Source organism: Bacteroides sp. AF32-8BH (assembly GCF_003435205.1).
In the GTDB taxonomy this organism is placed as follows: Bacteria; Bacteroidota; Bacteroidia; order Bacteroidales; family Bacteroidaceae; genus Bacteroides; species Bacteroides ovatus.
In genome coordinates, this window is the sequence record NZ_QVLZ01000005.1 from 205,194 (window position 1) to 221,335 (window position 16,142).

Here is a 16,142-nt window from a genome sequence, read left to right on the forward strand (position 1 = left end):
ATGTTTAAATTAAGTTTTTACTAATATGAAAATGAAATGTATGAAAAGCACAGAGTACGGCATTAGTTGTTTAAGTAGAGGAACTTTGTTTCTCTTTCTGCTAACTGTCTTTGTTTTGCAATCAGTTACGTTACTGGCTCAAAATGATCGTACTATCAGGGGTACAGTAATTGATGAAAATGAGGAACCTGTTATTGGTGCAACGGTTGTTGCTATCGGTACCAACCGTTCTACTATTACAAATCTGGACGGTGCTTTTGAATTAAATCTTCCATCTACAGTTAAAACTCTGGAAATTTCTTTTTTAGGATATAATAAAGCAAAGGTCCAGTTGAAAGCACAATCAACTTATAAAGTTCAATTGACAGAATCATTGGTTCAATTAGATGAGGTAGTAGCTATAGGGTATGGTTCTGCCAAGAGAGGTAATCTGACAGGTTCTGTGTCCAAAGTGGATGCTTCGAAAATTGAAAATCGTCCGGCGCCGAATATTGCTTCTGCATTGCAAGGTATGCTTTCAGGGGTGGAAATCCGTTCAACAAGTGGAGCGCCTGGAGAAGAACTTGAGATTCGTGTACGGGGAGCAGCATCGATTAATGCTGATGCGGTACCTTTATATGTATTGGATGGGATTCCGGTAGATAATCTGGGGAGCATTAATCCGAACGATATTGAGTCGATTGAGGTGTTAAAAGATGCTTCTTCTTCTGCTATATATGGTTCACGTGGTGCAAATGGCGTTATTTTGATAACGACGAAAACTGCATCGAAGTCTGATAAAGTACGTGTTGATTTTTCTGCATCTTATGGTATTCAGCAATTGGAGAGAAGGGTAGATGTTTTGAGTCCGGAAGAATGGATTGATTTTCGTACTGCATATAATAATTATAGATATGTAGAGAAATATGCTGCAAAAGGAGCTACTGCTAATGATGATTGGGAAACTCGTTTAGCTATGAATGGTGGTAAGATTAGTTATTATTACATGAATGACCCTCGTTGGTCACAGCCTAATTATGGTGGTTTGGCATTGATAGACTGGCAGGATGAGTTTTTTCGTTTGGCTCCTATACAGAATTACCAACTATCTGTATCTAATGGTAATAAGAATAGCAAATACCGTCTTTCGTTGGGATATATTGATCAGCAAGGTGTTGCTATTGAAACAAGCTATAAACGTTTGAATCTACGTGCAAATGTAGAGTCTCGTTTGTTTGATCGTATCACAATGGGATTTAATATTGCTCCGACTATGACTTGGAATGAAGGAGGGAGCATTGAAGGAAAAGATCAACAGGCGCAGAAAGTTTTGTCTATGTGTCCTATAGCTGAGCCGGAAGCAGGGGTATATGAGGGTGCAGAGCCTTATGATAGTTATTTGTGGGCTAGTTCCAATGTGAGTCCAATAGCTTTTATGGAGCAGAATGTTAATCATCGGGAAAATATTAATGTAAACTCTTCTGCTTATTTGAAAATTGATTTATTGAAAGGGTTAAAGTTGGAAGCAACCGGCTCTTATATTTTTTCAAGTCAGCATAGACGTATCTTTACTCCAAGCTCAGTTCTGAAGAAATGGGAAGTGGGTGAAGGATATCATACAAGTGCAAATCGTTCTGATACACGTTCCCATAAATATTTGTTCCAAACGATATTGAATTATAACAGAACTTTTCGCAAGCATACGGTAGGCTTGATGGCTGGTTACTCTATGGAGTCTTCTTCTGGGGCATCAAGTAGTTTGTCTGCAAAGCAATTTGCGGATAACTCTTTAGAAGTTTTTACTTTGAATGATCAGGCGATTACCGGAGCATCTGCTACTTTAACGACTCCTAGCCGTTTACTTTCTTATTTCGGACGTTTTCAGTATGAATACGATAATCGCTATCTATTGACAGCGAGTATTCGCCGGGATGGTTCTTCGCGTTTTGGCAGGGAGAATAGATGGGGTACTTTTCCTGCTGTATCAGCAGCTTACCGTGTCTCGAATGAGAAATTCTGGCCTAAAGATTTTGTGATGAATCAATTAAAGGTGCGTGCAAGCTGGGGACTGAATGGTAATAATTCCATCTCTAATGGTGCTGCATTAGGATTGATGGAAAGTGCAAATTACTCATTGGGAAGTTTGGTTAATGGCTTTGCGCCAAGTTCTATTGACAACGAAAAACTGGGTTGGGAAAAGACACATAGCTGGAATATTGGTATAGACCTAGGATTCTTTAATAACCGTATTGTGCTGGCTGCCGACTATTATGATAAAACGACCAAAGATCTTTTGTATAAAGTTTCTGTTCCTGCCATTATGGGATTCACCAAAGCTTGGGGAAATATTGGTAGTATAGGAAATAGAGGTTTTGAATTGGAACTGACAACCCAGAACTTGACAGGGAAGCTGAATTGGAGTACATCCTTAAACGTTTCTTATAATAAAAACGAGGTAAAGAGTCTGGGAGAAGATAATACTACTGTATTTATTGGTTATAGTGATTCTAATACTCAGGTATTTATGGTAGGTCAGCCATTGAGAGCTTATTATATGTATGATGCTGTCGGAGTTTATCAGACTAAAGAAGATCTGAAGAAATATCCTACCATGACAAACTCACAGGTGGGAGACGTGAGATATCGCGATGCTAATGATGATGGAGTTATTAATGACCAGGATCGTACATTAGTAGGTAAACCGTCACCTGATTATACTTTTGGTTTCACAAACTCGTTCAGATATAAAGATTTTGATTTGTCTATTCTGCTTACGGCTCAAACCGGTGGTAAACTTTACAGTGTGTTAGGCCGAGCTATGGACCGTCCAGGTATGGGAGCTTCTATTAATGTATTAGCTAAATGGAAGAATATGTGGAGATCGGAAGAAGAACCGGGAGATGGAAAAACTCCAGGTATTGATAATAAAAATACAAGTTCGTTATATGACTCACGGTGGTTATATAGTACAGACTTTATAAAGATAAAAAATATTACTCTTGGTTATCGTATTCCCGTTAAAAGGTTTAAATATCTTAGCAGTGCCCGTTTGTATATGTCGGCAGAGAATGTTTGGATGTGGGATAAATATGACGGGGGATTCTCTCCGGAATCTAATAATGGTGGTAAAACTGCAGATTATGATTATGGAGCTTATCCTCAGCCAAGAACGATTACTTTGGGAGTTAATGTTACATTTTAATAAAACGGAAAATTATGGAATTGTATAAATACATATTAGGTGGAGCTTTATGTTTAGGATCGCTCTTTTCATCATGTAGTGATTGGTTGGAAGTAGAACCAGTAGACACTCGTACAACAAACTATTATTATAAGACACCCAAAGAGATGGAACAAGCGTTAATGGGGATTTATAATGGATTACTTCCTGTGTCGGAATATTCGTTATTAATGTCGGAACTTCGCTCTGATAATGTTTGGTGTGGTGAATATACCGGAGCCCAACGGGATTATTTGGCTATTAGTACCTATGATCCTAATTTGGCTATTACTTCCACTATAAGTGGAGCATGGGAAGAATTATACCGGATTGTATATCGTACCAATGTATTTCTGTCAAAAGTTGATGGAGTAACATTTATCATAGAAGGAACAAAAGAACAGATGATAGGGGAAGCGCGTTTTTTAAGAGCGTTGGCCTATTTTGATTTGGTACGCTATTTTGGACGCATACCTTTGACTCTATCTCCTTTGACTATTACCGAGGCTATGTCTGTTCCACAATCAGAAGCGCATGAAATTTATGAAAAAGCCATAATACCCGATTTAGAATATGCTATAACTAGTTTAAATGATGCTCCTACTGATTATTTGGGAAAGGCAACTTCCACAGGACGCGCTACTTTGCAAGCTGCACAGTCTTTACTTGGCAAGGTTTATTTAACTATGGCAGGTTATCCTTTATATGATGAAAGTAAAAAAGAATTAGCAAAAGACTTATTTGAGAAAGTGATAGATTACGCTGACGCAAAAAAGAAATTTTGGGCGAAAAATGCTGATGAGTGGAAGAGGATATGGATTAGTGACAATGATAATAAATATCATATATTTGAGATTCAATATATCGCAGCTAAAGATTATGGTAATCCGATGGCAGGTATATGTACTCCTAAACTTCCCTCCCAATATACCGCAGTACAATTGGCAGGATGGAGCATGGGATGTGCAGATGGTTTGAAAGAACTTCTGGGGGAAGAGAAAGATGCAGAAGGACATTACTTGGATGTACGTTGTCTGGCAACTATTGATACAACGAAATTTGTCAATAAAGACAACCCAAACCAAATTACTAGATATTCGGGCGATGATTTCTTTATTAAATTTATGGAACATAAGATTAAGAGACAGGAACTGGGATATTCTGATATTGATGGGCAAATAATAGATCGTACTTATTTCCCTATTAATTATCCATTAATTCGGTTGGAAGATGTCATGTTAATGTATGCGGAGATTGTGGGGCCTACGGATAGGGGGATAGATATGGTAGATAGGATTCGTACTCGTGCCGGCTTGAGTGAATTAAGTGATGCGGAGAAAGTACCGGATAAATTCCAGAAGTGTATAGAAAAAGAACGTCGTAAGGAATTGGCTTTTGAGGGTATTCGCTGGCATGATCTTGTCCGTCATAATAATTTGCAAGCCGTGAAAGACAAGTTTATGCATTATGCTACAGATTCAGAAGGTAATATCACTCGCCCTCTAGTTGCTCAATATGCTGATCGTGTAAAAGAAGGTACTTATCTTTATCCGATTCCTGATACACAGATGAAAGTGAAAGAAGGATTATATGAACAGAATGAGGCTTATAAGTGATTAAAACATAATTGTTAATTTAGAATTAGTATGAAGAATAAATTTCTTATATTATTGTATATCTTTACTTTTACATTTGCCATTAAAGGATATACTACGGAATGTGGAAAATATAGTTTTAATAACGACTGGCTTTTAAAAGTAGGCGATATTCCTGATGCACAGAAAAGTCAGTTTAAAGATGATGATTGGAGCAAGGTAACACTTCCGAGAGCTTTTAATGAGGATGAAGCATTCAAAGTTTCGATAGAGCAACTGACCGATACGGTTATGTGGTATCGTAAACATTTTAAGATTGAAAATCGAGGCAATCGGAAAGTGTTTATTGAGTTTGAAGGAATACGTCAGGCTGGTGATTTTTATTTGAACGGACATCGTTTGGGAAAGCATGAGAATGGTGTAATGGCAGTAGGTTTTGATTTAACACCTTATATGAAAGACGGAGATAACGTGCTAGCTGTACGTATTGATAATAACTGGCAATATCGTGAGGTGGCAACAAAAGCCAAATTTCAGTGGAATGATCGTAATTTTAATGCTAATTATGGCGGTATCCCCAAAAATGTTTATTTGTATGTAAAAGATAGCGTTTATCAAACTCTTCCATTATATAGTCACTTGAAAACAACAGGAGTATATGTTTATGCGACTGATATAAATATAAAAGACCGTAAAGCAAAGATTCATGCGGAATCCGAGGTAAAGAATGATAGTCGTGAAGTTCGTCGGTTTAGTTATCAGGTGACATTAATTGATGCAGACGGTAAAATTGTAAAATCCTTTAGAGGTTCTGATATAACATTAAAAGCTGGAGAAACAAGAATAGTTAAAGCTGCCGCCGAAGTCGGAGATTTACATTTCTGGAGTTGGGGATACGGTTATCTTTACATGGTGAAGACTGCACTTGTAAATGCTCAGAAACAAATCTTTGATGAAGTAACAACGCGTACAGGTTTTCGTAAAACTAGATTTGGAGAAGGAAAGATCTGGTTGAATGATCGTGTCATACAAATGAAAGGGTATGCTCAACGTACTAGTAATGAATGGCCTTCGGTAGGAATGTCTGTTCCGGCATGGCTTAGTGACTATTCAAATGATCTGATGGTAAGAAGTAATGCTAATTTTGTTCGTTGGATGCATGTTACACCATGGAAACAAGATGTAGAATCATGTGACCGTGTTGGTCTTATTCAAGCCATGCCTGCTGGAGATTCAGAAAAAGATAGGGAAGGTCGCCAATGGGAGCAACGTACGGAGTTGATGCGTGATGCGATCATTTATAATCGCAATAACCCGAGTATTTTGTTCTATGAATGCGGTAATAACTCGATTAGCCGAGATCACATGCTGGATATGAAAGCTATTCGGGATAAATATGACCCGTTTGGTGGTCGTGCTATTGGTTCCCGTGAGATGTTAGACATTCGTGAAGCTGAATGGGGAGGAGAAATGCTGTATATCAATAAGAGTAAACATCATCCGATGTGGGCTACGGAATATTGTCGTGATGAAGGACTGAGAAAATATTGGGATGAATATAGTTATCCGTTTCATAAAGAGGGAGATGGTCCTTTGCATCGCAATCAACCAGCTACCAGTTATAATCATAATCAAGATGAGTTTGCAGTTGAATTAATTCGTCGTTGGTATGATTATTGGCGTGAACGTCCCGGAACGGGGGAACGAGTTAGTTCCGGTGGAGCAAAAATTATCTTTTCTGATAGCAATACCCATCATCGTGGTTCGGAAAATTATCGTCGTAGTGGTGTGACTGACCCGATGCGCATTGAGAAAGATGGCTTTTTTGCTCATCAAGTGATGTGGAATGGTTGGGTAGATACAGAAAACCACCAAACTCATATAATTGGTCATTGGAATTATCCGCTAGATACAGTGAAACCTGTGTATGTAGTATCTACAGGAGAAGAAGTGGAATTGTTTCTTAATGGGGAGTCTTTAGGTAAAGGCAATCGTGATTATAATTTCTTATTTACTTTTGATAAAGTTGCATTTAAACCGGGCAAATTAGAAGCTGTAAGCTATGATAAAAAAGGAAAAGAATTGAGTCGTTGTACTTTGGCAACTGCGGGTGAACCTGCGAATTTGAAATTGACAGTTATACAGAATCCCGATGGTTTCCAGGCAGATGGAGCTGACATGGCTTTAATTCAAGTGGAAGTTGTAGATAGAGAAGGAAAGCGCTGTCCACTGGACAATCGAATCATTAAGTTTAATTTGAAAGGGGAAGCTGAATGGCGTGGTGGCATTGCACAAGGTGAAAATAATTATATTCTTAGTAAGAATTTACCAGTTGAATGTGGTATAAATCGTGTCTTTGTCCGTAGTACTACAAAAGCAGGAAAAATAATATTAACTGCGAAAGCTAAGGGACTTCCCGATGCTTCTGTTTTATTGGAAACAATCCCTGTTACTATAAAAGATGGTTTGGGAACTTATTTACCTCAATATACATTGAAAGGGAGATTTGATAAAGGTGAAACACCTCGAACTCCATCTTATAAAGATACAAAAAAAGAAGTACGCATTGTTTCTGCCAAAGCGGGTGCTAATACACAAGATGTAGAAAAGAGTTATGATGATAATGAACTGAGTGAATGGGGTAATGATGGTGCGTTATCAACTGCTTGGATTACTTATAAACTTGAACGTGTAGCAGAGATTAATGATATCTGTTTGAAATTACGGGGATGGCGTAGAAATAGTTATCCGTTGGAGGTGTATGCAGGGAAAACGTTGATTTGGAAAGGAAATACGGATAAAAGTTTGGGTTATATTCATTTGGAAACTATTCCGGTACGTACAGATGAAATAACAATCTCTTTAAAAGGTAGTGCTACAGAAAGTGATGCATTTGGTGAAATAGTGGAAGTGGCAGCTACAGTGACCAATAAAATGGAACTACAAGATAACAAACAGAAGGGAAAACGCTATCTTAAGATTATAGAGGTTGAATTTCTTGAGAATGTGAAATGATATCTTGCTTAAATTGTAATAAGATTGATTAGACTAGTAAATGGTGTCGTTTTAATGAGAATTGAAACGGTGCCATTTTTTTAAGGAAGGAAGTTGTAATTTGTTAACTTAAATAGCGAGAAATGAAGATATATATACTTTTTGTGTTTGTAGGTCTATGTATGGTTACATCTTGTACAGATGATGAGATAATTGTTAATGAATCGCCAGTTTCGGAAATACCTGATTATTCTCCGGTAACTAATATGGCTTCTCCTTTGAAACGGATGTTATGGGCATCTATTAATAGTCGTCCGGATGCTTCGTTGAAGAAGTTTAGAGAATTTAATGACAAGATATTAGTTAGTTGGCGTATGTTTCCTATTGATGATGCTTCTACAGCATTTGATTTGTATCGTACCAGTGGTAATACTATGGAAATAAAGTTGAACTCAGAACCAATAAAGAACTCTACTAATTATCAGGATGTAGAGGCAGATCGTACTGTTGATAATACATATAGATTATGCTATGCCAATAGTAATGAAACATTGGATACTTATACAATTACGGCTCGGCAGGCTAGTGAAGGACTACCATATTTATCAATTCCATTGCAGAGTACAGTAAATGTGAGCCCTCTGCTTCTATATGAAGCTAATGATGCTAGTGTCGGTGATCTGGATGGAGATGGAATTTATGAAATTGTTTTAAAGAGACTGGTGCATACTTCGACAACAGATGGAGGTGAAGGTAGTACAACGAGCGAGGTCAGACATACGACCTTATTTGAAGCTTATAAGTTGAATGGGGAATTTATGTGGAGAATAGCTTCAGGTCCTAATATTCCTATGGGGAACTCGGCCTCGTTTGCAGTCTATGATTTTGATGGAGACGGAAAATGCGAGATTGCTCTTCGTACTTCCGAAGGGACGATATTTGGTGATGGAACGGAAATTGGGGATATTGATGGAGATGAAAAGACTGATTATCGGGTTCCTGGAGAAAATTACATTCATGGTGGGCCGGAATTTCTTTCTGTCATAGAGGGAGCTACAGGGAAAGAATTGGCTCGTACAAATTATATTTCTTTAGGGACAAGTGAGGATTGGGGAGACAATTATTATAAACGTTCCAGCAGTTATCGGGTTGGTTTGGGAAATTTTTCAGGGACAAATACTTCGATTTTGATTTGTAGAGGAGTTTATGATAAAATGGTTTTGGAGGCATGGGATTTTGGGAGTGGAAAATTGACGAAACGATGGAGATTTGATACCACGGATGGTATTCATGGTTCATATGCGGGACAAGGGAATCATAGTTTGAGTGTGGGTGATGTAGATGGTGACCGATTAGATGAGGTTGTATATGGTGCTTGTACTATTGATCATGATGGAAAAGGATTGAACAATTCAGGTTTTGGTCATGGAGACGCATTACATTTGGGTAAATTCGATCCGTCGAGACCGGGGTTACAGGTTTGGTCTTGCTTTGAGACGGGAGCAGTCGGGGCGGCTTTCCGAGATGCTCACACAGGAGAAGTAATATGGAAATACGATGATTCTTCGGATATAGGACGTGCATTAGTTGCTGATATAGATCCGGAGTCTCCAGGTTGCGAAATGTGGTGGTTCAGGAGTAATGTATATTCATGTACTGGAGTAGACTTGGGTTATAAGTCACAATCCTGCAATATGGCGATTTGGTGGTCTGGTTCTTTGAACAGGCAACTTTTGAATGAAAGTGCAATTGACGCGCCTGTGAAGAATGCTTCTAATGACAGGATGTTTACTATTTATCGATATGATGTGACAACTGTTAATGGTACCAAATCCAATCCATGTTTCTATGGTGATATCACCGGAGATTGGCGTGAAGAGGTTATTATGATTACCAAGGATGGCACAGAACTGCGCATTTTTAGTACATGGTATCCTACTGAATATAAATTTCCTTATTTGATGAGTGATCATGTCTATGAGATGAGTGCTGTCAATCAGAATATAGGTTATAATCAACCTACACAATTAGGATACTATCTTGGATCAGATTTGATAAAAAAATAAGATGATGAAGCGAATTTTAGTAATAACATTTATTCTATGCGTTTTCAGCCTGTCAGAGTGGTGTGCGGCAGGACGTGAAAAATATAATTTCAATAGTGACTGGCTATTGAAGATAGGTGATGTTCCTAATGCACAAGCTGTTGGTTTTGAGGATAGTGATTGGAATATGGTGACTCTTCCAAGAGCTTTTAATGAAAATGAGTCTTTTAAAGTTGCCATTGACCAACTGACTGATACAATAGTATGGTATCGTAAGCACTTTAAAGTTGCAGTTTTAGATGCTCGTAAGGTTTTTGTTGAGTTTGAAGGAGTTCGTCAGGGAGCTGATTTTTATTTGAATGGATATCATTTGGGCAAGCATGAAAATGGAGTTATGGCGGTGGGATTTGATTTAACTCCTTATATGAAAAATGGTGATAATGTTATGGCTGTACGTGTAGATAATGACTGGAGCTATAAGGAAGTAAGTACAAATACAAAATTTCAATGGCATGATAACCGTTTCAATTGTAACTATGGCGGCATTCCTAAAAATGTTTTTTTGCATGTGACGAATGATGTATATCAGACTTTACCACTATATAATAATTTGAAAACAACTGGACTTTATGTCTATGCAACAGATTTTGATATTAAAAACCGGAAGGCTAAAATTCATGTGGAATCGGAAGTGAAGAATGACAGTCATAAATCACGGAAATTTAGTTTCTTGGTAACTTTAGTAGATGCAGATGGAAAAAATGTCAAAGTATTCAAGGGGCCTGATGTGTGCTTGAAATCAAAAGAGGTAAAGATTATAAAAGCGGAGGCTGAAGTGAATAATCTTCATTTCTGGAGTTGGGGATATGGTTATTTATATACAGTAAAAACAAAGTTGGTAAATGCAGATAATGAGGTTGTTGATGAAGTGAATACTCGAACAGGTTTTCGAAAAACAAAATTTGGTGAAGGTAAAGTCTGGCTGAATGACCGTGTGATTCATTTAAAAGGCTATGCACAGCGTACAACTAATGAGTGGCCGGGAGTTGGAATGTCTGTTCCTGCATGGTTGAGTGATTATTCTAATGATTTAGTCGTGAAAAGTAACGCTAATCTCGTGCGTTGGATGCATGTTACTCCGTGGAAACAGGATGTGGAGTCGTGTGATCGTGTCGGATTAATACAAGCAATGCCAGCGGGTGATCAGGAGCGGGATTCCAAGGGACGCCAATGGGAACAACGTACAGAACTGATGCGTGATGCAATTATTTATAATCGTAATAATCCGAGTATTTTGTTTTATGAATGTGGAAATAAGGGGATTAAGCGTGAACATATGTTGGAAATGAAAGCAATACGTGATAAATATGATCCTTATGGTGGACGTGCTATTGGTTCTCGTGAGATGCTTGATATTCGTGAAGCAGAATATGGTGGTGAAATGCTTTATGTTAATAAGAGTAGGCATCATCCGATGTGGTCAATGGAATATTGTCGAGATGAAGGATTAAGGAAATATTGGGATGATTATAGTTATCCGTATCATAAGGAAGGTGACGGTCCTTTACACCGTGGAGCATCTGCCAAGAGCTATAATCATAATCAGGATAAGTTTGCGGTTGAATTAGTCCGTCGCTGGTATGATTATTGGCGTGAGCGTCCAGGGACTGGATTGAGAATCAATGCTGGAGGAACTAAGATTATTTTCTCTGATAGTAATACACACTTTCGTGGAGCAGAAAATTATCGTCGTAGTGGTGTGACTGATGCTATGCGTATAGAGAAAGACGGGTTCTTTGCGCATCAGGTGATGTGGAATGGTTGGGTAGATATAGAATCTGAACAGACTTATATTATTGGTCACTGGAATTATCCGGAAAATACGGTGAAACCTGTATATGTAGTATCTACCGGGGAAAAAGTGGAATTATTTTTGAACGACCGGCTATTAGGTGAAGGAGAACGTGAGTATGATTTTTTGTTTACTTTTGATAAAGTGGCATTTAAACCGGGTAAACTGGAGGCTGTCAGTTATAATAAGGCTGGAAAAGAATTGAGCCGCTATGTCTTGACTACTGTTGGTGAGCCTACAAATATAAGATTGACAGCTATACAAAATCCGGAAGGTTTTCATGCCGATGGAGCAGATATGGCACTTATTCAATTCGAGGTAGTAGATAAGGATGGAAAACGTTGTCCATTGGATAATCGGATTGTCAAATTTGATTTGAAAGGTGAAGCTGAATGGCGCGGTGGTATTGCGCAGGGTGAGGATAATTATATCCTTAGTAAGGACTTACCTGTAGAATGTGGAGTAAATCGTGTTCTTATCCGTAGTACAACGAAAGCCGGGAAATTGATACTTACCGCAAAAGCGAAAGGCCTTCCTGAGGCTTCTATAACCTTAGAAACTATTCCGGTGGAAAAAGTTGATGGGGTAAGTAACTATTTGCCACAAATGACATTGAAAGGACGATTAGATAAAGGTGAAACGCCATTATCCTCTTCATATAGAGATAAAAAAGTTAATATAGGCATTGTTTCGGCTAAAGCAGGTGCTAATAGCCAGAATGTAGCGAAAAGTTATGATGATGATGAACTTAGTGAATGGAGTAATGATGGGCAGCTTAGTACGGCTTGGATTACTTATCAGCTTGAACGTGAGGCGAATATTGATGATGTCTGTTTGAAGTTAAGAGGGTGGCGTAAGAATAGTTATCCGTTAGAGGTATATGCAGGAAATACCCTCGTTTGGAGTGGAAAGACAGAACGAAATTTGGGATATATACATTTGAAAACAATGCCGATGCGTACGGATAATATAACTATCCGTTTGAAGGGATCTGTTAGTGTGAAAGATGCTTTCGGAGAAATTGTTGAGGTAGAAGATAAAGCATCAAATACACGCGTACAGGAAAAGGCGGATGAAGAACGTTATTTACCAATTATTGAGGTTGAATTTTTGGAAAATAGTAAGTTGAATTTTTAAAAGATAGAATAATAAAATGAGAAAAAATGTAATCACCCTTTTTGTAGGGATATTGTTACTGGGAATACCTATGGTATATGCAGGCAAGCCTGTGAAGAATATGGATTTGTATCTTTGTATTGGACAATCTAACATGGCCGGACGAGGAAAACTTTCTCCGGCGGTGATGGATACGATGCGGAATGTTTATTTATTAAATGCCGAAGACCAGTTTGAGCTAGCAGTAAATCCTTTAAATCGTTATTCTACTATCGGAAGGGGACTTACCGGTGAATATTTGGGACCTGTATATAGTTTTGCTAAAGCAATGGCTTCTAAAAAACATCCGGTAGGCTTGATAGTAAATGCTCGTGGCGGTACTTCCATCCGCTCTTGGTTGAAGAGCACAGAAAAAACAGGTGGGCTCTATTATAATGAAGCTTTACGCCGAACTAAGGAAGCAATGAAATATGGCAAACTGAAAGCTATTATTTGGCATCAGGGAGAGGCAGATTGTCAGTATCCTGAAGGATATAAAAAGAAAATAATAAAGCTAATGACGGATCTTCGTAATGATTTGGGAATACCTGATTTACCTGTCATTGTAGGACAATTGGCAGAATGGAACTGGACAAAGAAGCCTTATATACCTGAAGGAACGAAACCATTTAACGATATGATTAAGGATATTTCTTCTTTTCTTCCAAATAGCGCCTGTGTTTCGTCCGAGGGGCTAAAGCCACTGAAGAATGAGAAAGATCCTCATTTTGATGCAGACAGCCAAATAATACTAGGCAGACGTTATGCAGAAGCCGCAAAAAGATTGTTAAAAAAATGATGAATTAGAAAGATTTGTGCAAAAAGCTCTCCCTTGTTTATCTGGAAATAAATGTATATCTAGCAAATAAGGGAGAGCTTATGATGGAAATAGTGTTTTAATATTATGTATTATTTAGTAGTAATATCGGTCCAGCGGCCGGCGAAACGAATATTTCCAATATTTCCTTGATATGTGTGGTTATTTCTGATAGATATTGCTTTTAATCCTGCTTTTAATGCACCTTCTTCTCCTTTAGCCATGGCATCAGATTGGGCCTCTTCTCCTTTTAGAGACGGATTTACGAATAATTCTACTCGATTATTAGTGTAGTCTACTTTTAATACGAGTAAATGGGTTTTCTTGAAATCGTATTCATTGGGAACTTCCGTACGATTCTTACCCAGTCCAACTGTGAATTTTAACTTGCCATTTTCATTACGATGTGCATATATGTTTCCGCGTGCACTACCGCCTACATGGTTAGCGATTAATGCTAAAAATTCACTAGGTTTTTTAGTTCCTAATTTTGAGAAGTTGACAAGGCAAGCAAGGTAATAACTACCTTGCCGGTATGTTTTGCCGGATGATGTCATAGAATACACACTGGAATGTGTCCCTTTTATCCCATCCTCAAATCCGAATTGTATGGATGGACCACCTTCCTGATATTCGGGGTAACTTAGTTCTTTTCCAATTATGGGACTTGATGTTGTTGCTGCTTTAGGATCTTTAGTATAGGCAGCACACCAAGTATTTTCTTGAATCATTGCTTTAGGCTCAATATATGCCGATTTCTCTAACTTGTCTCCGGTTTTATATCCATCAAGGAGATTGTTTTTGATAATCTGTGCATTGCCTGTCAGACTAAGGGTGATTAATGAGATAATTAAAATAATCTTTTTCATAATGCTATTCTTGATATTTTAAGTGTTAAAATGCTAGTGCGAAGCGGTAGTATGAATTTGTTTTTAGATTGAGGGCAAGATAATTCTTTTCTCGATGTCCTTCCTCATTAAGTCCGGTATATACCCATATTGTTGACTCACTACGTAGTGTGGATGTCCAATAACCACTTCCGGAAGTTAATCGCTCCCATGAAGAATCCTGCCATAGCGTTTCTCCATCGGCTTTGGTTAAGCTGCTTGAGATAGTGGTATTTTGCTCTTGTATGATAAGTAGCTCTTTGACTGATGGAACATACCAACCGGTCGTGAATGATGGAGCCTGGACTGAATAGCTGGAAAGTTTCTCTTTTACAACAGAGTTGATATCTGCTCCAACAACAGCGATGTCTGAATTTAACCATGCTTTGGTATCTTGGTAGCCAGTATTTGAAAACTCTTCTTCATTTGGAATTTTTTGCCCGTTGACTGAACTTGTACCGACTGGTGCAGGAAGAATGTCTGTATACCATGTCTTATTGCTAACACTGGATACGGTTCCCCATCTTTGTCCGGTTCCTTCGTTACGTTTTAATGCGTATACCAGTGCGTGCGTACATTCAGGATAGTCTTTTCTTATAGCTTCAGTGGTCCCTATTTGATAAATGACCCCAATGATTTTGGTTTTATCTTCTGATTCTAAATCTTGATCTGCTTTAATTAAAGTGCCATCTGCACAATAGAAATCTCCAATCTTCAGTTCGTGCTGTATTTTCTTTGTTCCACCATCAACAGTGTATGGTGCGTATGTTCCTTTTTCTATTCCTGTAATTGCGATTTCGTACTGCTTGTTCTCGCTTGAAATGAAAGTGCCATTTATTTTATAAGTAGTTGTAGGGTTTATCAATAAGCGATATTTATCTGTGCTTGGTTCATAATATGGTTGCACTTCTATATTCTCACTTTCTCCTTTGGTTAGCTTGAATGTTGGATTAGCAGCAGGAATGTTGTATGGAGCTATTGTTGTTCCTTGGTTTGTAAATTCATATGTGGTGGACGGTAACTGAATAACTACCATTGCCATTTGATGTTCTAATGTTAGATTGAGTGAGTAATTCTTACCGGATAGTTCAGCTTCTGCAGAGCCTGTCATCAAGTCATATTGGGTATATTCACTTCCACTCATATTAGCACCTATCTTCCAGTTACTTATGATTTCTGCAAAAGGGTTTTCAATGGATGCTTTAAAAGAATTGCTAACTTCCTCTTTATAAGGATAATATGCATAATAAGTGGCTCCTTCCAGTTCGCTGCTATAAAATAAAGAGCCATTTGCAGGTATCCATACATCGTGAGTCTTGTTGTAAATTAGGCATACATTATTAATTGAGCCTGCAATTTCTCCATTTTTAACGGCGAACAAACCTATCTGATCTTCGTTTTCGAATGTTGTTTTATATGTTTCATCTGTTGTTGCACGGGTTTTGCTACTATTATATATAGCTTTATCTGTGATATTAATTAGAATCTTATTTTTATCATTGTTTGAAAGAGTAATGTTCTCGTCTTGTGAACATGCCGCTATAAGTAAAGAGCATGCGAGTGCTATTGTATATACAAATATATTTCGTTTCATATCT

At 38.0% G+C, this 16,142-nt stretch carries 8 protein-coding genes; 6 read left to right on the top strand and 2 right to left on the bottom strand.

Going from position 1 to position 16,142, the window contains the following annotated elements; all coding sequences use genetic code 11:
* Positions 1–40 precede the first annotated feature (40 nt).
* The 6 genes from DWZ47_RS05385 to DWZ47_RS05410 all read left to right on the top strand — a co-directional run bounded on the left by DWZ47_RS05385 (position 41) and on the right by DWZ47_RS05410 (position 13,639).
* Positions 41–3,181, top strand: a complete 3,141-nt coding sequence (locus DWZ47_RS05385) for a SusC/RagA family TonB-linked outer membrane protein (protein WP_008646719.1) — start codon at positions 41–43, stop codon at positions 3,179–3,181.
* Positions 3,182–3,195: 14 nt separating this feature from the next.
* Complete coding sequence (locus tag DWZ47_RS05390) at positions 3,196–4,815, top strand: RagB/SusD family nutrient uptake outer membrane protein (RefSeq protein ID WP_099147575.1); 1,620 nt, start codon at positions 3,196–3,198, stop codon at positions 4,813–4,815.
* Between the two features lie 30 nt (positions 4,816–4,845).
* Positions 4,846–7,809, top strand: a complete 2,964-nt coding sequence (locus DWZ47_RS05395; RefSeq protein ID WP_117512477.1) for a glycoside hydrolase family 2 protein — start codon at positions 4,846–4,848, stop codon at positions 7,807–7,809.
* Positions 7,810–7,931: 122 nt separating this feature from the next.
* The gene (locus tag DWZ47_RS05400; RefSeq protein ID WP_117512478.1) at positions 7,932–9,854 is read left to right on the top strand and encodes a hypothetical protein; all 1,923 of its coding nucleotides are present in this window, start codon (positions 7,932–7,934) and stop codon (positions 9,852–9,854) included.
* 1 nt (position 9,855) lies between these two features.
* The gene (locus DWZ47_RS05405) at positions 9,856–12,822 is read left to right on the top strand and encodes a glycoside hydrolase family 2 protein (RefSeq protein WP_117512479.1); all 2,967 of its coding nucleotides are present in this window, start codon (positions 9,856–9,858) and stop codon (positions 12,820–12,822) included.
* 16 nt (positions 12,823–12,838) lie between these two features.
* Positions 12,839–13,639, top strand: a complete 801-nt coding sequence (locus tag DWZ47_RS05410) for a sialate O-acetylesterase (protein WP_117512480.1) — start codon at positions 12,839–12,841, stop codon at positions 13,637–13,639.
* Between the two features lie 110 nt (positions 13,640–13,749).
* Here the strand turns inward: DWZ47_RS05410 and DWZ47_RS05415 are convergent, their stop codons facing one another.
* Together DWZ47_RS05415 and DWZ47_RS05420 are read right to left on the bottom strand one after the other, a co-directional pair.
* Complete coding sequence (locus DWZ47_RS05415; protein WP_117512481.1) at positions 13,750–14,526, bottom strand: hypothetical protein; 777 nt, start codon at positions 14,524–14,526, stop codon at positions 13,750–13,752.
* Positions 14,527–14,551: 25 nt separating this feature from the next.
* On the bottom strand, positions 14,552–16,138 hold the full coding sequence (locus tag DWZ47_RS05420) for a fimbrillin family protein (protein ID WP_008646714.1): 1,587 nt from the start codon (positions 16,136–16,138) through the stop codon (positions 14,552–14,554).
* Positions 16,139–16,142 lie beyond the last annotated feature (4 nt).

Coding starts and splice junctions, on each gene's coding strand:
- DWZ47_RS05385 (WP_008646719.1), top strand. CDS start 41: ATGAAAAGCACAGAGTACGGCATTAGTTGTTTAAGTAGAGGAACTTTG.
- DWZ47_RS05390 (WP_099147575.1), top strand. CDS start 3,196: ATGGAATTGTATAAATACATATTAGGTGGAGCTTTATGTTTAGGATCG.
- DWZ47_RS05395 (WP_117512477.1), top strand. CDS start 4,846: ATGAAGAATAAATTTCTTATATTATTGTATATCTTTACTTTTACATTT.
- DWZ47_RS05400 (WP_117512478.1), top strand. CDS start 7,932: ATGAAGATATATATACTTTTTGTGTTTGTAGGTCTATGTATGGTTACA.
- DWZ47_RS05405 (WP_117512479.1), top strand. CDS start 9,856: ATGATGAAGCGAATTTTAGTAATAACATTTATTCTATGCGTTTTCAGC.
- DWZ47_RS05410 (WP_117512480.1), top strand. CDS start 12,839: ATGAGAAAAAATGTAATCACCCTTTTTGTAGGGATATTGTTACTGGGA.
- DWZ47_RS05415 (WP_117512481.1), bottom strand. CDS start 14,526: ATGAAAAAGATTATTTTAATTATCTCATTAATCACCCTTAGTCTGACA.
- DWZ47_RS05420 (WP_008646714.1), bottom strand. CDS start 16,138: ATGAAACGAAATATATTTGTATATACAATAGCACTCGCATGCTCTTTA.